The sequence below is a fragment of the Halioglobus sp. Uisw_031 genome (assembly GCF_047729875.1).
Classification (GTDB): domain Bacteria; phylum Pseudomonadota; class Gammaproteobacteria; order Pseudomonadales; family Halieaceae; genus Marimicrobium.
In genome coordinates, this window is the sequence record NZ_CP159826.1 from 945,153 (window position 1) to 962,868 (window position 17,716).

Below are 17,716 nucleotides of genomic sequence, written 5' to 3' on the forward strand. Positions count from 1 at the left end.
ACTAAAATGATGCAGGCGTGTTTTGCAGGCGTGTTTTACAGTCCTATAATAGCAAGAGAGCACCTTGACGGGCAATAAATTGCAGCGTTTAAGGCCACTTAACGGGAAAGATAAAATAGCTGCCTGACTTGCGTTTTCGCTTTAGCGCAGGTATCACTAGGCACCTTTATCGAGCCCGAGGAGAGTGAGTGTGTTGGAGATTGTGACCCCCGAATCCGTTGGTATGGACAGCGCGCAGTTGGCCCGCGTGAGCGAGCATCTCACGAAGCGCTATATCCAGCCTGGAAAAATTCCCGGCAGCATTACACTCGTCTCGCGCGGCGGAAAGGCTTGTTATCTGGATGTACAAGGTCAATGCGATCTAGAGCGTGGCACTGCCATGGCCGAGGACAGCATTGTGCGCATCTACTCCATGTCCAAACCGATCACTTCCCTGGCTATGATGACGCTGCTTGAGAGGGGGCTGTTTTCGCTAGATGATCCGGTGCATCGATTTATTCCGTCCTGGCGTGACTTGGGGGTCTGGTCGGCCGGTTCTTACCCGCTGTTTGCCACCGAGCCCTGCAAACGGGCCATGACTATTCGCGATTTATTCATGCACACCTCTGGCCTGACGTATGATTTCCTGCGTTCGTCTAACATTGATTATGCCTATCGAAAACAACAGATTGGCAACCCGCGGCCTGGCTATACACTGCAGGATATGGTCGATCAACTGGCATCGATGCCACTGGAGTTTTCCCCAGGGGAGCGCTGGAACTATTCACTATCGACCGATGTGCTGGGTCACCTAGTGGAGGTGATTAGTGGGCAGAGTCTTCCCGACTATCTGCGCACCGTTATTTTTGAGCCACTGGGCATGGTAGATACGAGTTTTGAGATCGCTCCGACGCAAGCTGCACGCTTTGCGTCCTGTTACGAGCGCAATCTTAATCGGGAGATGGTGTTGAATGATGACGGGCAGGATAGCCGGTTTGCCAGCCCCAGTTTCTACTCCGGTGGCGGTGGCCTGCTGTCCACAGTCGGGGACTATTATCGCTTCTGCCAGATGTTACTGGGTGGCGGCACACTGGAGGGTACGCGAATTATTGGATCACGGACTTTGGAATTTATGACCTGCAACCACCTTCCCGGTGATGAGGACCTTTCTGTCATGGCCACCGGTGGTTTTAGTGAATCAGCCTATGAAGGAGTGGGTTTTGGGTTGGGCTTTGCGGTCAAACTGGATCCAGTGGGGAATGGTTACCCCGGGTCTACGGGCAGTTTTTTTTGGGGCGGTTTGGCCAGCACCTTGTTCTGGGTAGACCCGGTGGAGGAACTGGTGGTGATTTTTATGACGCAGTTGATGCCTTCCAGTACGTTTAACTTCAGGGGGCAACTGGAGAATATTATTTACGGCGCGCTGCGCTAGCAACATTTTGGTTTAATGGTATTGCCCTCCAAACAAGGAGTATTCTCGTTTCTCATTGCAAATGAGAATAGTTCTCAATATTTTCTCCTTCAGTTGCGGTTAAAGACGCATTGAAGGAGAGAGATCAGATGAAAAGCTTATGACGGGCCTTATGTTGGGCTTGTGACCCTCTAGCGCATTACCGGCGGCGCAAACAGAAACCCTAGTGCAGGGGCGATGATTGTTCTTAAGGTTCCGCGTAACGGATATCCGTAATACAGTAAACTTGCTCACCCCCGGGACTTTGGACCCGAACTTCATCGTCTAGGCGCTTGCCCAGCAGCGCACGTGCCATAGGCGAGTCCATGCTGAGTTTACCGTTGGCCAGATCAAACTCATCCGGACCAACCACGCGCCAACTGTTCTCTTCGCCAGCTTCGTTCTCTAGTGTCACCCACGCGCCGAAGAAAACCTTATTAGTCTCACTGGGAATGCGCTGCACCACTTCAACTTCATCGAGGCGCTTGTTGAGAAAACGTACTCTGGAGTCTATTTCTCGCAGTCGCCGCTTGCCGTAGATGTAGTCGCCATTTTCAGAGCGGTCACCGTTCTTGGCGGCTTCATGGACAGCATCGGTGACAACCGGGCGTTCAACTTTCCACAATTGATGCAGTTCGTCCCGCAGTGCCTGCTCGCCTTCGGGGGTAATGTATCTGGAGCCGCGCTGGCGCGGTGGTCGGTAGCGTCCCATAGCATTTATTGTAGCGGTTGTCACTGAGTAACAAAATCCCGCTGGACTCCTTCTGTCTGCACTGTTAGAAAGGCAAGCATAACGGATATTGGGATGGGGAAGTGAATGGCACATCAGCAACGCGTGAAGTTAGCGACAGTATTAAGCCTTTTTGTCGCCGCAGCGACTTATCTGCCGGGTTACGTGTTGGCAAGTTGCGTAGAGATTGAAGGCAGTCTGACCCAGGGTGGGTTGATATGGGGCAAAGTGCCACCAGGAAGTCGCGTCACGCTGGACGGGGAGACGCTGGATGTCCTGCAAGCAGGTACAACCATTGCGGGTTTTGGTCGCAATGCGGCCGCGACTGCTGAGTTAGTGGTCGAAGATGGCGCGGATGTGTGTCGTCAGACGCTGCAGATTACACCTCGCCAGTACGCTGTTCAGCGGGTGCAAGGTGTGCCGCAGAAAACGGTGACCCCACCGCCTGAGCAGCTAGAGAGGATTCGACGGGAGCAGGCACTTGTTAATGCAGCCAAGGCCCAGCGTTTGCTGCGCCCTGACTTGTTGCAGGCTGCTTTGGCGGGGTTTCAATGGCCCACTGTAGGTCCAATATCGGGAGTGTACGGTAGTCAGCGTTATTACAATGGCGCGGCAGGAAACCCCCACTATGGTGTGGATGTGGCGGTTCCGACGGGCACTGTGGTACTCGCTCCCGCTGCAGGTGTTGTCACTTTGGCGGAACCAGACCTGTTTTATTCCGGCGGCACGGTCATTTTGGACCATGGGTTTCGCTTTTCTTCGGCGTTTCTGCATATGAGCAAGGTGCTGGTGGAAGTGGGGGAGGAGGTTAACTCTGGTGATGTGATTGGCGAGGTCGGTGCTACCGGCCGCGCCACGGGGCCACACCTAGACTGGCGCATGAGCTGGCGTAACCATCGGATAGACCCACAATTGCTGGCACCAACCATGCCAAACCTCTAAAAAGCCCGTATAATGCGACCCCTGATTGGCATTGTGAGACGGTAATGATCGATAAACGACTGCTTAGTATTCTGGTATGTCCTGTCAGCAAGGCACCAGTGGAGTACGACACGCAAAAGGACGAGCTGGTCTGCAAGGCATCCGGCCTAGCCTATCCAGTGCGCGATGGCATTCCAGTGATGTTGGAAAGCGAAGCTCGACAGCTTACGGCTGACGAAAAACTTGGGTAACAAACGGGTATAGCCTGGCATGTCAGACACGATATTTGGCAAAATTATCAGCGGTGAAATTCCCAGTGAATTCCTCTATGAGGATGAGCATTGTATTGCCATAAATGATATTAATCCTCAGGCCCCGGTTCATGTTCTGGTGATTCCAAAGCAGAGCATTCCCCGATTGGTGGATGCCCAGTTAAACGATCAAGCGCTGCTGGGTCATTTGATGCTGGTCGCAGGCAAACTCGCCCAGCAACTGGGCGTGGGTGATGCGTTTCGCTTGGTGGTCAATAATGGCGCCGAGGCTGGTCAAACCGTTTTTCACCTGCATCTGCATATCATAGGAGGCAGGGCGTTCGCCGAAGGCCATATGGCTGGCTGAACACCCCTGGCTCCCTCAACATAACCGAGATTGAGTATGAAGACCGTAGAGATACGTGAGGCCTTTCTGGCCTATTTTGAACAGCATGAGCACACACGCGTTGAGAGTTGCTCATTGGTTCCGGCCAACGATCCTACCCTGTTGTTTACCAACGCCGGTATGAATCAGTTCAAGGACACGTTCCTCGGCACGGAGCCTCGCGCTTATGTCCGCGCGACTAGCAGTCAGCGCTGTGTGCGCGCGGGGGGCAAGCATAACGATCTAGAGAATGTCGGGTATACCGCGCGTCATCACACCTTCTTTGAGATGCTGGGTAACTTCAGTTTTGGGGATTACTTTAAGCGCGATGCCATCCGCTACGCGTGGGATTTTCTCACCGTAACGCTTGGTCTTCCCCCGGAAAAACTGTGGGTCACCGTGCACCTGTCTGACGATGAAGCGGAGCAGATATGGATTGATGAAATAGGTTTCCCCAAGTCGCGAATTTCACGTCTTGACGAGGATAATTTTTGGCAGATGGGCGATACCGGCCCCTGTGGCCCCTGTAGCGAAATATTCTACGACCATGGCGAAGATATTCCGGGAGGCCCGCCCGGCAGTGAGGGCGAGGACTTGGATCGCTTCATTGAAATCTGGAATCTGGTGTTCATGCAGTACAACCGCGACCAGAGCGGGGAATTGCATCCGCTTCCGCACCCTTCTGTCGACACCGGAATGGGTCTGGAGCGCATTGCTGCGGTAATGCAGAAGGTACACAACAACTACGACATCGACCTGTTCCAAGTCATCATCAAATCTGCGGCGCAGTTGTTGCAGGTGAAAGATCTGCAGCATAACTCGCTGAAGGTCATCGCCGACCATATTCGGTCCTGTGCTTTTCTTATTGTCGACGGCGTACTGCCGGGCAATGAGGGCCGCGCGTACGTGTTGCGACGTATCATTCGTCGGGCTGTTCGCCACGGCAATACGCTGGGTGCGGACCAACCGTTTTTTTATAAATTGGTGGCCACGTTGGCAGCGCAAATGGGCGGTGCCTATCCCGAATTAATCAAACAGCAGGCTCTAGTAGAAAAGACGCTTTTGGCCGAAGAGGAACAGTTCGCGCGGACGCTGGACAATGGCATACAAATTCTTGAGGAAGCACTAGCAGACTTGCACGGTAGTGAAATTCCCGGAGAAATGGTGTTTAAACTGTATGACACTTACGGGTTTCCCACAGACCTGACTAACGATATTGCACGAGAAAGAAACCTGACGCTGGATATGGCCGGCTATGACCTTGCGATGGCGGAGCAACGCTCTCGCTCTCAGGATAAGGGAAGTTTCAAGGTCGACTATAGCAATCTGCTGAAGCTTGAAGGCAAGACCGAATTCACCGGCTACGACAGGCTGGAGGGGGAGGGCATGGTAACAGCGCTACTGCGAGACGGCGAAGACGTTACTGTTCTCAACGCCGATGAGTCTGGCACGGTGGTTCTGGATGGCACACCATTTTATGGCGAGTCTGGCGGTCAGGCAGGAGATACGGGTTATCTCAGTGCTTCTGGTGTTCGGCTGGAGGTGTCAACGACAACGAAAACTTCTGATCATCACCTGCATCAGGTAAAAGTGTTGCAGGGCAGCGTAAAGTGCGGTGACACGCTTTCGACCCACGTCGATGCGAATGTGCGACAGCGCACTCGTCTCAGTCACAGTGCAACGCATTTACTCCATGCGGCGCTGCGCACGGTGTTGGGTGATCATGTGCAGCAGAAGGGTTCGTTGGTGGACTCAGAGCGGCTGCGTTTCGATTTCTCGCATCCCGAAGCAGTGACGCCGAAGCAATTGAAGACTATTGAAAATATGATCAATGATCAAATACGCTTGAACACTGCGGTCCAAACGCGCTTGATGACGATGGATGAGGCCGTAGCGTCTGGTGCGATGGCGTTGTTTGGTGAAAAGTACGGTGAAGAAGTGCGCGTGTTATCCATGGGCGAGCAAGATTTTTCTGTGGAGCTGTGCGGTGGTACTCATGTCGATCGCACCGGTGATATTGGTTTGCTGCGCATCGTGTCTGAATCTGGGGTCGCTTCTGGGATACGTCGTATCGAAGGCGTGACGGGCAGTGGTGCATTGGCGCTGCTGGATGCGAATGAACAGCAGTTGGCCGAGGTGTGTGAGGTGGTCAAGGGTAGTACTGATAATGTCGCGTTGAAGGTAGGGGCCTTGCGTACTGAGAATCGAGAGTTAGAAAAAGAAATTGCTCGGCTTAAGCAAAAGCTGGCCACGTCCGCGGGCAGTGATCTCACTGCTGAGGTTGTGGAAGTGCGAGGCATTAAAGTACTTGCGGCTAACGTAGACGGTGCAGATGCTAAATCACTGCGCGACACGTTAGATCAGTGTAAAAATAAGTTGGGAAGTGGCGTTATCCTCCTGTCGGCTGTGATCGGGGACAAGATTGCCCTGACTGCCGGTGTGACCAATGATCTAACCGGTCAGGTGAAAGCAGGCGACCTAATGCGTGAATTTGCGGGGCGCCTCGGTGGGAAGGGTGGCGGGAAACCCGATATGGCTCAGGGCGGCGGCACCGATGTCCACGCTTTGCCGACAGTACTGAAATCTGTGCCTGATTGGGTGTCATCGCAACTCGATTGATGTGAATTTTGCTGCGGATTAAGTTTCCCGGACTGTGTAAAATTAGCGCACATTGTGGGTTAGTGGGGCGCCTTTTCTGGCGCGCCTGATTAAGGTCGCAGCGAGCTGCGCGAGAAACTATGAGTCTCATCGTTCAAAAATTTGGTGGCACCTCGGTCGGTGATATTGAGCGCATCGAGCTCGTGGCAAAAAAGGTTGCCGCATTTTGCGCTAAGGGCGACGACGTGGTGGTGGTTGTCTCGGCCATGAGCGGTGAGACTAACCGGCTGATGGCACTGGCGCACGAGATACAGGAACGACCATTGCCCCGTGAACTGGACGTGCTGCTTTCCACTGGAGAGCAGGTCACCACTGCACTGCTGAGCATGGCACTGAACAAGCAGGGCGTGAAAGCGAAGTCTTACACCGGAGCCCAGGTGCGTATTCTTACTGATAATGCGCATACCAAGGCGCGGATCCGTGAGATTGACAGCGATCGTCTGATTGGAGACTTGAAAGAGGGCTACGTGCTTGTGGTGGCCGGTTTTCAGGGGGTCGATGAAGGCGGTAATATTACGACGCTGGGCCGAGGTGGTTCCGATACTACGGCCGTGGCGTTAGCGGCTGCACTAAAAGCAGACGAGTGTCAGATATACACGGATGTGGACGGTGTTTACACTACAGATCCTAGGATGGTGGATGGCGCTCGCCGCCTGTCCAAAATTACCTTTGAAGAAATGCTGGAAATGGCCAGTATGGGTTCCAAGGTGTTGCAAATTCGCGCCGTTGAATTTGCGGGGAAGTACAACGTGCCGTTGCGAGTCCTGCACAGTTTTAAAGACGGTCCGGGCACACTGATCTCAATGGAGAACGATAGCGCTATGGAAACCCCGACAATTGCTGGCATCGCATTCAATCGCGATGAAGCGAAGCTAACCATCGAGGGCGCACCGGATGTGCCGGGTGTGGCGTATCAGATTTTGGGTCCAATTGGTGAAGCCAATATCGAAGTGGACGTGATCGTGCAGAACGTTAGCCACGACAGTACAGTCGATTTCACCTTTACTGTCGGACGCGATGATTTGGCCCGTGCGGAAGAGGTGCTCAATCAGATAGCAAATGAAATTGGCGCAGGGAAGGTCACCAGCGATAGCAAAATTGCAAAGGTATCGGTAGTGGGGGTGGGCATGCGCTCCCATGCGGGAGTGGCTAGTCAGATGTTCGCTGCCCTAGGTGAGGTCGGCATTAATATTCTGATGATCACCACCTCCGAGATAAAGATTTCAGTCATTGTTGAGGAGAAGTTTTTAGAGTTGGCAGTGCGTGCTCTGCATTCATCGTTTGGCTTGGAAAAGGACCCTAAGGACGAAAATACGGACTAAAAAATAGGCTTTGTGCTGTGGCTGCAAAAAGCAATATATGACAACATTACTTTTACGCGAATTTGTGTTAAAACTAATAGGTATAATAATGGTACAACGCCCGGATAAGGGCATAAGAAAGCCAATCCATGCCGTTGTAATAGCATAAGGGTATGGCTTTAGAGGGTATCAAATATGTTAATTTTGACCCGTAAAGTCGGTGAGACGTTGATGATAGGTGACCAGGTTACCGTGACAGTGTTAGGCGTCAAGGGCAATCAGGTCCGTATTGGCGTCAATGCGCCGAAAGATATTGCGGTGCACAGAGAGGAAATCTTTGCCCGCATCCACGATGGCGAGACTCCGGACACAGAACACAAAGAATAAGCCCGGCTACTGACTTCTATGGCTTTGATTTTGTAGGATTTGTGGTATTATCTCGCGCCTGTGGATACCCCTGCTTAGCAAGCCACAAAAACCTACGGAGAGCTGGCCGAGTGGCTGAAGGCGCGCCCCTGCTAAGGGCGTATAGGCTTATACCCTATCGAGGGTTCGAATCCCTCGCTCTCCGCCATTTAAGTTCTTAAGTCGCTGATTGTATTAATTTATTTCTTTTTACCCCCTCGGCAACTATCAAATTATGACTCGGTTGGCGGGTTGTCTATATCCTGTCAGTGCCGACTTTATATCTATCGTGAACCAGATTCAGCTCACGACCTACTAATATCCCAATCGCCGTGCTTACAACAGGACCACACACTTAGAAGGCCGAGCCAAGATGATGCAGGACTGGGCTGACTACCTGGATATGCTCAGACTGGAGAACGACTCAAACCGACCGCTATCTGCCGCCGCCTGACCTACACTAAGCCTATTAGGCACATATCGTTCTCCGCGTATCATAAAGTCTTTTTGTTTTCACATATTTAATTTCACGTAAATCGAAAATATCTCAGAAAAGTTTTTGCCAAAAAAATATTCTGCTTACAGTCCCACGAAGACGGTTGGGTATTACTTATATTTTTGAGGAACTTGTAATGAGAAGTAATGTAAACGAAACACTACAAAAAATACCAACAACGCGGCTGATAAGGATCAGAGAGGTGATGAATTTGGTAGGACTCTCGAAAAGTCACATCTACCACCTCGCGGCTCAAGGACGGTTCCCCAAGAGCATACCGTTGGTTCCTGGCGGCACATCTGTGGCGTGGATTGAGACCGAAATCGAAGATTTCATAAACCAACAAATCAAGGCCAGGGGCTAGGGGATCAACATGAGTATTCAGAATGTGAGTACACGAAAGCTGTCAGATCCTACTTTAAACATTACTGCGATCAACGAGAGACATGCCGTCGTTAAACTAGGAGGCAGGACACTCGTGGCCGATGAACAGGGAGGCAATCTTGAGTTTCTCAGCTTCCCGGATTTTGAGCGCCTCTACAATAATATTCAGGTTGCGCTCCCGCGACCTACGGCTTTGGGCAGGTACTGGATAAATCACCCTGACAGGCGGCAATACCTTGACGGAATTGTCTTTGACCCATCTCGAAATATAAGCCAAGCGCAGTACAACCTTTGGAAAGGGTTTGCCATCGAGCCTGACTCCCTTAATGGTTGTAACCTCTTTCATGAACACCTCAAAATCGTCATATGCAGTGGGGAGCAGGCGCAATATGAGTACATACTAAACTGGCTTGCCCTTCTTGTTCAGAAGCCAGGGCTGCTCCCACAAGTCGCTCTGGTGCTGCTGTCAGATCAAGGTACAGGCAAGGGACTCTTGATGGAGTACTTGGGCAAAATCTTCGGGCGTCACTACAAACACATCATGGAGAAGTCCCATTTAGTTGGAAACTTTTCAGGTCACCTTCAAGATGCAGTTTTGGTCTTTGCTGACGAGCTATCCTGGGATGGAAATAAGGCTGACGCAGGGATTTTGAAAGGCTTGATAACAGAGCCCACGCGGATGATGGAAAAGAAGTTCGCCGATGCAGTACCTGTCAAAAACTGTATGCACCTCGTCATCGCTTCTAACGAGAGCTGGGCAATTCCCGCCGAGGCCTCAGACCGCAGATATTGCGTACTTGAAGTTTCTAGCTGCAAAGTAGGCGACTTGCCATATTTTGATGCACTGGCATCCGAGATGAATGGAGGCGGGCCAAGTGGACTACTGGCCTTTCTGTTACAGAGAGACATTTCGTCCTTCAGGGCAAGTGATTTCCCCAAAACCGCTGCCCGTGTAAACCAGCAACTTCAGTCACTTGAACCCGTAGAAACCTGGCTACTAGAGCAACTTCAATTGGGTTTTCTCTCTACTGTGAAGTCTAATAGTGAGTGGCCTAAGAAGGTTAAAAAAGATGATGTTTATAAACACTTCACTGCCTGGTACCGAAACCAAAAGCTGAAGAAATCGTTACCGACTCTGGCTATATTCACCAAAAAATTGTCCGGCTTCGGCATCACCACATACCGTATGCCACCGCAGAAGAATGGTAACCGTCCCTACGGATACAAATTTGGCACACTCAACATAGTTCGACAGAGCTTTGAAGCAACACTAGGCGGGAAAATTGATTGGGGGGACTCTGATGATTATTAGCCCGAAAGGCCCCACAGTCCAACTAGCAGCTCTGAATAGGTAGGTGGCTATCGATGACACTCTGCCTAACCTACCTAACCTGTCTAACTTTTTTTGAAATCCTTATTCTGGTTATCCCACTATTTCTTACTAACCCTTTTATAGTTAGACAGCTTAGTCAGGTTAGGCAGCCCACTGCTTGTGGGGCCTGTGAGTGTCTAACATCAGGACGTTTAGTTAGACAGGTTAGACATCTAATTCGGATGACGCTATGAGCTGGTAGCTCTATGCATAAACTTAAATCAACTCTTACCCTACATCAGTAATGTTAACAGCCCCACTAACCAAACTCTCATCAATACCGATGCAGACCCTGCATGCTAAAGTTCTTAACTTTTAGTATCTCGATATACTAGTGCACGTCAAAACCGTAACGAAGACTATATAACACCGAGGGTTAAACGCTTAGCGCAGTCCTCTCTCGACCAGCCTAGCCCTGTGAGAGAGATGCCAATGAGCAACTATGACCTCTTTTTACTATATTCGCGATCACCCCTGCTCCAGCTGCGCTTGCGCCAGGTGATCGCTACGTGATTACTTTAAAAACGGTCCTGAACGAATCACCCTGTCATCATAATATGCATTGCACGATCACCTCAGCGAACAACTTTTTAGGGCAATCGGTGGTTAATTCGCGAATTTCTCCCGTTCAGTTAGGGGCATCAGTCAGGAAATTTAATCTCAATAGGCCGTTTATTTGTCCTATACTTATACTGTGCTGGATTCTGTTTTCCAGATTTGACATTCTCATAGACTGCTAGTCCATCAACTTAACACACGGTTTCGGATAACTACCCTATTGAAATATTTCGGGAACGATTACAATTAGATTTCGGAAAAGCATTCCCCGGTTTGTCGTTATCGCAATACAGGGCGACGGCGAGGATCGCAGCGACGAACGCGTCTAGCCTCGTGTTAAAGCACTGACATCCGCCGCTTAAACACACCGGGATCAGAGGCTGGATGACCGCTATTAGAATAAGAGGTTTAGAATGACCCGCACATTTGTCGCGGAACGAGCGGGACCAACCGACCCAGGTGCTCGCCTGCAGGCAATTGATGCCGCACGGGGGGCCGCTCTTTTTGGAGTGTTGCTTGTCAATATGTACAACTTCGGGGCTGATGCCCCCGAGTGGACAGGCCTTGTGGATCGCACATTTAGCACTTTGATGCATTCACTTTTCGAAACGAAATCCTTGCGCCTGTTCTCTTTGTTGTTTGGCCTCGGCTTCGCCCTGCAGTTGGCCGGGGCAATGTCCCGAGAGAGCGGATCGCTTTGGTTTTACTTCAGACGATTGATCGTCCTGTTCGTTTTTGGCATGGCCCACGCGCTGTTTTTTGATGGTGACATTCTAATGGAATACGCACTGCTGGGGCTGATTCTTGTCGCGTTCCGCAATGTCCACCGCCGAATACTGCTCATTCTGGGGTTTGCACTTTTGGCGGCATTCCCACTAAGCAACCTGATATATCCGGAAAGTGACGATGATTTGGCTGCGCACTGGGAAGATTCTCTGCCGCTTGCCGAACTGAGAGTAGACCACCCCTACCTCGGTTCCCCGATGGACGTTTTTAGCGAGAATGCTTTTGCTATTCCGCCACCTATCGGATCAAATCTGCAAAGTCCCGAGTCGAGTCTCGCTATTTTCTCGATGCTTCTACTGGGTCTTTATGTGGGCCGCACCAGAATTCTCTATGACGTTGCAGCTCATCTGCCGCTGATTCACAGAGTGTTCGCCTGGGGCATTGGCATCGGGGCAGCAAGTACAATCGCTGAATGGTGGCTGAGCCAAAATTATGGTTACGCGGTTTTCACTGTGACCACAGCCTCAAGCGGAGTGCGATTTATGGGTGACATGCTGTTTGCTTATGGCTCAACGGCGCTGGCGTTGGGCTACGGCGCGGGTATCGTATTGCTCGCGCAACGAGGTCTCTGGCAATCCGCGCTAAGACCTTTACAGAACTTAGGGAAAATGGCCCTGACAGTTTATTTGTGCAGTACGGTGATGTTTACCACGCTTTTCTACGGATGGGGTTTTGGCCAGCTTTTTCTGCTGGGGCCGGCAGAAACCACTTTTTATGCGGTTATGTTCTTTACGATGCTCGCAGCATTCTGCACCTGGTGGTTAGCCAGGTACAGATTTGGTCCTGCTGAATGGGTGTGGCGCAGTCTGACTTACTTAAAGTTTCAGCCTTTGCGCCGGCAGTGTCCGTTAGCCTCGGTGCAGCCTAGAGGGTAGAAATGCCTTCCCACACGCTGCTATTGCCGCAATCTGCAATGTCATTGAGTTGCAGGTCTACCTCCTCAACCTTTGAACCTTCGTAAGCATCACGGAACTCGCCCATCTCTGCAAACGTAGGGAAGACTGTAACAAACCTGAAATCGCCCTTGGCATCAGATCCTGTAGCAATTGGGAATCTGATAGCCACATCGATGTTTTTGCCACCGTCCGTATTTCTTGCAGCTTTAATCCACTTTTTTGTAACTTCAAACAGGTCAGCCGCCGTCGCGTCGTCGTTAAAATGGCAGATGTAAATTTGTACGGCCGACATTTTTGTCGCGGAAAAAGCGGGTGCAGCGATAATCAGAAGGAGAGAAACCAATAGTGATCGAGACAATATCTTCATTTGTAATACTCCGTAGATTTGAAGTTATGGAACTTAGCTAAAGTCTACCTATTTGTGGACGCATTTTAAAGTAGGCAAAACCCTACCTCTGATAACGCAGTGACCGCTAAGTGACACTTGGGTGCTTTAGGGTAAGTTTGTGGCCCTCCAGGATTTAGAGGTTGTTTGCGCGGCCCTTTACAAGGCCCCCAGAGGCCACCAAGCAGCCCCTGGCGCCTCCGTATCAGTGTTAGTCCTGCGACACGCGAGAGGCCTTTTCTCCCGCCCACAGCGGCCCTAGAAGCTCCGCACGCACTAGCAACTGCTCTCAGGCACAGTATGGAAGAAAACAGGGATAGATGCTTCCTCGAAAAATCCGAAAAAATTGTTAGATCAGACGGTTACGGATGACCCTAGTCACCGAGTTCTCAATCTCCTCAATCAGGCGAGCACTAAAACGCTCGACTCCATCGCAGTCGGCCGGCACATGGATGACACGCAGACTGGGGTCCAACTTAAATTCTAAGTCTCTGATACGATCGCTGTTGCTAGGTGCTATTACCCGTCGGCGGCCGGCTCTGCGGGGCTGCCCTCGTAGGTGGCAGCAGCAGGCAGATGCATTTCCTTCAGAACCAGACTTAGGGGTAAAATTGTGGCGGCGGGCTCGATCACCGCACCACCCATAATTGTGGAGCCTAGATTAATGGTGCAGCCATCGTGTACTTCGGCTCGCTTGACCTTCAGCATCATGCTCTCGAAAGTGTGCAACTGAAGAATGCCGTTGATAATGCAGTCATCCCCGAGGCTGACTGCATTCCAGTCAGAGGCCTGCATCGGAGAGGTGATTATCGTCCGTCGGCCTATCTGACACCCCATTGCTCGCAGCACCGAATTAGACAGCAGTGTCCCAGCGGTCATCTTCAGGGGCCTCTTGCACCAGGCAAAAAAGCAGTCCTGCGCAAAAAAATAGCTGAAGTGCCGCCAGGACCAGAACGGCGTTGAGTGCTCAATCCCCCACTCACTGCCCACAAGAAGCTTCTTGATCGCACAACAGAGCAAGACAATAATCGCTTCTGCGAATATCAAAGCAAAAAAAGCGCTAACGATCAGATATCCGTCTAGGCGCAGAAAGCTGGTGTAGAGAATAATATAGACAAGCATGCCTGCCATAGGCAAAAAGCCTATGCTGAAAAGATCATTGAGAAAGACGCGAGCCAAAAAAAGAGGGAAGCTCGGAAGTACCTGAGATTTATTCTCTTTATCGAACTTTGCGCTGGCAAACTGTACTGGCGGATTTCCAGCGACAGTGATGGGTTCACCTTCCCGCGACCGCATTTGGCGCCGGAACTGAATATCATTGCCCAGTGTGGATACGCCCAGCAGGAAATTGGACGGAAACTGCCCGGATTCCGCGACGCAATTGGTACCACTGAAGAAATTCCGGGGCATGTCCAACTGGCAAAGCTTCATGTACTCCGCCCCGTGGTCGAGCATGTTTGTGAAACAGCCATTAGACCAGAAGACCTTTGAATCTGCGCTGGCCAGTTCAGGCACAAGATTGTGCATGAGGTCGCACTCCGAGGCTCCCGTTCGTGGAAAGCGCATGCCAGCCAGCGCGCGCAGATACTGGCCGGTAATGGTCCAGGTCCACTGCTTCTGGATCTGGTTCATTTTCTTCATTCGATACAACAGAAGAGCGCCGCGCAGTCCGCGAGAGGAGTAGATACCCGGTGCGGCGGGCGTGCAGCGCAGAAAGAGACAGACCAGTATAGAGATCAGTAGAACCGCAACCCAAGTGGTGATGAAGGTGTAGAGGCTCATATCCCAGATAATGTCTGTCAAGGGCGTTACCTTGAAATACTCGCTGGCGACCACGGTGTCTCCCTCGGATATAAATGAGGCCGCAAACCACGTTACCGAAGCCGTGGGAACGATGAAAAGCCAGAAATCGAGAAAAATCTGCATGAGGATATTGAGCACTTCCATGAACCAGCTGGGCAGGTTGGCCTGACAGGCTTTTGCAGGTCGCGCCAGATTCACACAATGGCCGCTGCAGCGCGCGGGGGCGCCCTCCCACATCTCTTTTGGACCGACGTCAGTGTGGATGGGGGTAAAGGGGTTAATCCAGGCGCCACGGCCCACGGTGACACCACTGGCAATCCCTGCTCGCATCCCGATTTTGCACCCACTTTCAAGGCTGACGGGACCGATGTGCAGCTTCTGGCCCAGCCACTTTGAGGTGTGAATATAGGCGCCGGTTTGTATAGCGACATTGTCTCCGACAGAGAGTAAATCCAGGGGACCGGAAAATTCAACATCGTGTGCGCACTGCAGGTTGGCTCCAACCTTCGCGCCCAGTCGCCGCAGCACATATGCCATCAGCGGTGCGCTGCGAAACATCATACCCAACGGTGCAAGTACCGAGCTTTCCAGTCGTCCAATGCACCAGACTCGAAGATGCATTCTGCTCCACTTGGGATAGATGCCGGGCGCCGCTCTGTTCTCGTACAAATGGCCGCCCATGAGAAGCTTGATTACCATCACCCACAGTAGATTAGCAAAGGGCAACACGAGGGCAACCAGGTACATTATGAAACCCAGAACCAGAAACCCTAGGATATGCGCAGTCATAAAGAATTCGCCAATTTCCGTGAATGCGATAATTGCCAGAAAACCGATCAGCGAGGGTAAGTACAGCAGCCATAGAAACAGCAATTGCAAACCGGTAAACACTCCCACGGGGAGCACCTGCGTTGAAGACGCACTGTGCGCGGCATTGCTTGCTCCGGCTTGGGCAATCGACTCCTCGGCGTTTGGCGCGCGCGGGTGCTGCCGCACGTGAGCGGCCACTTTCCGTGCCGTGTCACAGTCGCTGAGCAGTGCGCGCACGGTCACATCCCATCCGGAGGCGTGGAGCTGCTGTGCCAGTTGCGCGATGACAATAGAGTGCCCGCCATGGTCAGCGAACACACTATCCCACCCCATGGGGGTCTCGAATACGGCTCTGCAAATTGACAGAATTCCCTCATAGCCGAGTTCCAATTCCGAATCCGGTTCAGCGGGAAATGCTTCCCTTGCTGCTCCGGGCTGATGGGCATGGGCCAGCAGATCAGACAAGACAGGTAACTGCTCTCTATCGATCTTCCCGGATAAGGGCTTCATGACAAAGCTTTCTACAAGAAATATACGCGAAGGGATAGACGGCGCAGGAAGTTGTTGGGCCAGACTATTCGTTACATGCGCTGCCCACGCCTTAGACGCAGGAGCCGCCACCGTAATGTCAGTCCCTGCAATGGACGGAGCGCTGACGAAAGCGATCAACTCCTCGTTCTGATAATCCAGCACAGCGGCTTCGATTTCTCCAAACTGCGTCTGCAGTAAATCTTCAACAGCTTGGGTCTCGACACGGTGACCACGCACCTTGAGTTGAGCATCAATCCTGCCTAAAAAATGTACGCGCTGCGTGAGGATGTCTATTTTACATCTATCTCCGGTGCGGTAGAGGCGACCGAAACGCGGATGTGTGATGAACTTTTGGGCCGTTTCCTCGGGCAGGTTTCTATAACCCCGTGCCACATGGGGTCCGCCAATGCAAAGTTCCCCAATGCCCCCATGAGGCAGTGGCTCAAGTTCGTCTATCTCGAGAATCACGTAAGTGACGTTAGCCATAGGCGAGCCAATCGTGACAGCCTCCCCCGGCCGCAAACTCTGTCGACTTGTGTCAGTACTAGCCTCGGTAGGGCCGTAGGTGTTGATAATCTGCCTTCTTCCCCGCGTCCAGGGTTGCACAAGTGCATTGGGAAAAGCTTCGCCGGCCGGCACAATATAACGGCAAATCGGATAGGGCAGGTCCACATGGGGATTTGGCGTAAGGGTGGTGAGAAGCACCGGCGGACAGAAAAGCACAGTGACTTCCGCTTCGCACAGCACAGGGATGAGGTCCGGCCCGGATCGGATCTGCTCCTTGGTCAGCATAACGACGGCGCAACCGGATACCCAGGCGCTGTACATCTCTGAAATACTGCCGTCATACCCCAGCGAAGAGGTCAGTGAGGTCGCATCCATGCCGGGAATAAGATCGAAGTAATCCGCGTAGCTCAGCGCCAGATTCACGTAACCTGCGTGGGGGCACTCCACACCCTTTGGCAGGCCGGTGGTCCCGCTGGTATAGAAGATAGCCGCCAGCCGTTGAGCTGGATCGTCCAGCCAGCTGGGCGGCTCGCCGGGCTGTATGTTTTCCGGTAGTGCCAGCACATCCAATGTGGGCAACTGGCGAAAACTGGCCTCTCCCCGGGTGAGAACGAGCGCCGGTTGGGCATCATTCAGCATGTGGGAAAGCAGCATTTCCGGCAATGTCGTGTCGAGAAATAGCACTGTGCCGCCGGCCTTGAGTATCCCCAGATGTGCTGCCACGATCTGCCAGTTGTCCTGCGTCATGGCCACGGCGACCACCTGATCAGGGCCGCAGAGGTATGAAGAGACCGCCGCCGCTATTTTTTCGGCTTGCACGTCCAGTTCCGCGTAGGTCAGAGACTCACCGGTATGAGGAATCTGTAAAGCCGTTAGATCGGGGAATTTTCTGGCACTACGGGCAAATATTTCTGTGAGCCACTGAACACCTTGCTGGTGTGGGATGTTGACCAAGTGTCGGTCGCTAAAGACATCCGTCAGGCTATAGGGGCATTCATCCGCCTGCCCCTGCGGAACTTTCTCTGCCGCCCACAGGTAACGCCTCCAGGCTAAGTAAGCCAGTGCGCAAAAAGCGGCTGCAAAAATAATGACTAGCATAGCGTGGCGG

The 17,716-nt window shown here is 52.1% G+C and carries 13 protein-coding genes and 1 tRNA gene; 11 read left to right on the forward strand and 3 right to left on the reverse strand.

Translation table 11 applies throughout. The features are described 5' to 3' along the window. The first annotated feature begins 190 nt into the window (after nucleotides 1-190). A complete protein-coding gene (locus tag ABXT62_RS04445; protein ID WP_415357397.1) occupies nucleotides 191-1,411 on the forward strand; it encodes a serine hydrolase domain-containing protein in 1,221 nt (406 codons plus the stop codon). 226 nt (nucleotides 1,412-1,637) lie between these two features. Here the strand turns inward: ABXT62_RS04445 and greB are convergent, their stop codons facing one another. Next, nucleotides 1,638-2,141 carry a transcription elongation factor GreB gene (gene greB / locus ABXT62_RS04450; RefSeq protein ID WP_415358163.1) on the reverse strand — a complete coding sequence of 168 codons (504 nt, stop codon included), beginning with the start codon at nucleotides 2,139-2,141 and terminating at the stop codon, nucleotides 1,638-1,640. Nucleotides 2,142-2,246: 105 nt separating this feature from the next. Between greB and ABXT62_RS04455 the strand changes: the two genes are divergently transcribed. From ABXT62_RS04455 to ABXT62_RS04500, 10 genes are all read left to right on the forward strand, one after another. After that, on the forward strand, nucleotides 2,247-3,101 hold the full coding sequence (locus ABXT62_RS04455; protein ID WP_415357399.1) for a M23 family metallopeptidase: 855 nt from the start codon (nucleotides 2,247-2,249) through the stop codon (nucleotides 3,099-3,101). Between the two features lie 44 nt (nucleotides 3,102-3,145). Continuing rightward, on the forward strand, nucleotides 3,146-3,331 hold the full coding sequence (locus tag ABXT62_RS04460; protein ID WP_415357401.1) for a Trm112 family protein: 186 nt from the start codon (nucleotides 3,146-3,148) through the stop codon (nucleotides 3,329-3,331). A gap of 19 nt (nucleotides 3,332-3,350) precedes the next feature. Next, nucleotides 3,351-3,698 (forward strand): histidine triad nucleotide-binding protein, encoded by a 348-nt coding sequence (locus ABXT62_RS04465; protein ID WP_415357403.1) that lies wholly within the window; start codon nucleotides 3,351-3,353, stop codon nucleotides 3,696-3,698. Nucleotides 3,699-3,734: 36 nt separating this feature from the next. Next, entirely contained in the window at nucleotides 3,735-6,335 is a 2,601-nt protein-coding gene (gene alaS / locus ABXT62_RS04470) for an alanine--tRNA ligase (RefSeq protein ID WP_415357404.1), read from the forward strand. Between the two features lie 119 nt (nucleotides 6,336-6,454). Further along, the gene (locus ABXT62_RS04475) at nucleotides 6,455-7,696 is read left to right on the forward strand and encodes an aspartate kinase (RefSeq protein ID WP_415357405.1); all 1,242 of its coding nucleotides are present in this window, start codon (nucleotides 6,455-6,457) and stop codon (nucleotides 7,694-7,696) included. A gap of 174 nt (nucleotides 7,697-7,870) precedes the next feature. Continuing rightward, the gene (gene csrA, locus ABXT62_RS04480; protein WP_415357406.1) at nucleotides 7,871-8,062 is read left to right on the forward strand and encodes a carbon storage regulator CsrA; all 192 of its coding nucleotides are present in this window, start codon (nucleotides 7,871-7,873) and stop codon (nucleotides 8,060-8,062) included. A gap of 96 nt (nucleotides 8,063-8,158) precedes the next feature. Next, nucleotides 8,159-8,249: transfer RNA gene (locus ABXT62_RS04485), tRNA-Ser, on the forward strand. Nucleotides 8,250-8,712: 463 nt separating this feature from the next. Further along, nucleotides 8,713-8,940: a helix-turn-helix transcriptional regulator gene (locus ABXT62_RS04490; RefSeq protein ID WP_415357407.1), complete on the forward strand. Its 228-nt coding sequence runs from the start codon at nucleotides 8,713-8,715 to the stop codon at nucleotides 8,938-8,940. 114 nt (nucleotides 8,941-9,054) lie between these two features. Beyond that, the gene (locus ABXT62_RS04495) at nucleotides 9,055-10,272 is read left to right on the forward strand and encodes a primase-helicase family protein (protein ID WP_415357408.1); all 1,218 of its coding nucleotides are present in this window, start codon (nucleotides 9,055-9,057) and stop codon (nucleotides 10,270-10,272) included. A 1,031-nt stretch (nucleotides 10,273-11,303) separates the two neighbouring features. Continuing rightward, nucleotides 11,304-12,551 carry a DUF418 domain-containing protein gene (locus tag ABXT62_RS04500; protein WP_415357409.1) on the forward strand — a complete coding sequence of 416 codons (1,248 nt, stop codon included), beginning with the start codon at nucleotides 11,304-11,306 and terminating at the stop codon, nucleotides 12,549-12,551. On the opposite strand, the gene ABXT62_RS04505 is transcribed toward ABXT62_RS04500, so the two are convergent. Both ABXT62_RS04505 and ABXT62_RS04510 read right to left on the reverse strand, forming a co-directional pair. Next, a complete protein-coding gene (locus ABXT62_RS04505; protein WP_415357410.1) occupies nucleotides 12,541-12,939 on the reverse strand; it encodes a hypothetical protein in 399 nt (132 codons plus the stop codon). The two genes, ABXT62_RS04500 and ABXT62_RS04505, sit on opposite strands and share 11 nt — an antisense overlap. A gap of 537 nt (nucleotides 12,940-13,476) precedes the next feature. After that, nucleotides 13,477-17,706, reverse strand: a complete 4,230-nt coding sequence (locus ABXT62_RS04510; protein WP_415357411.1) for an AMP-binding protein — start codon at nucleotides 17,704-17,706, stop codon at nucleotides 13,477-13,479. Nucleotides 17,707-17,716 lie beyond the last annotated feature (10 nt).

What these genes read in the sequence shown, in the direction of transcription:
- ABXT62_RS04460 (WP_415357401.1), top strand. Translation starts at nt 3,146, where the DNA reads ATGATCGATAAACGACTGCTTAGTATTCTGGTATGTCCTGTCAGCAAG.
- alaS (WP_415357404.1), top strand. Translation starts at nt 3,735, where the DNA reads ATGAAGACCGTAGAGATACGTGAGGCCTTTCTGGCCTATTTTGAACAG.
- ABXT62_RS04510 (WP_415357411.1), bottom strand. Translation starts at nt 17,706, where the DNA reads ATGCTAGTCATTATTTTTGCAGCCGCTTTTTGCGCACTGGCTTACTTA.
- ABXT62_RS04475 (WP_415357405.1), top strand. Translation starts at nt 6,455, where the DNA reads ATGAGTCTCATCGTTCAAAAATTTGGTGGCACCTCGGTCGGTGATATT.
- ABXT62_RS04455 (WP_415357399.1), top strand. Translation starts at nt 2,247, where the DNA reads ATGGCACATCAGCAACGCGTGAAGTTAGCGACAGTATTAAGCCTTTTT.
- greB (WP_415358163.1), bottom strand. Translation starts at nt 2,141, where the DNA reads ATGGGACGCTACCGACCACCGCGCCAGCGCGGCTCCAGATACATTACC.
- ABXT62_RS04490 (WP_415357407.1), top strand. Translation starts at nt 8,713, where the DNA reads ATGAGAAGTAATGTAAACGAAACACTACAAAAAATACCAACAACGCGG.
- ABXT62_RS04465 (WP_415357403.1), top strand. Translation starts at nt 3,351, where the DNA reads ATGTCAGACACGATATTTGGCAAAATTATCAGCGGTGAAATTCCCAGT.
- csrA (WP_415357406.1), top strand. Translation starts at nt 7,871, where the DNA reads ATGTTAATTTTGACCCGTAAAGTCGGTGAGACGTTGATGATAGGTGAC.
- ABXT62_RS04505 (WP_415357410.1), bottom strand. Translation starts at nt 12,939, where the DNA reads ATGAAGATATTGTCTCGATCACTATTGGTTTCTCTCCTTCTGATTATC.
- ABXT62_RS04500 (WP_415357409.1), top strand. Translation starts at nt 11,304, where the DNA reads ATGACCCGCACATTTGTCGCGGAACGAGCGGGACCAACCGACCCAGGT.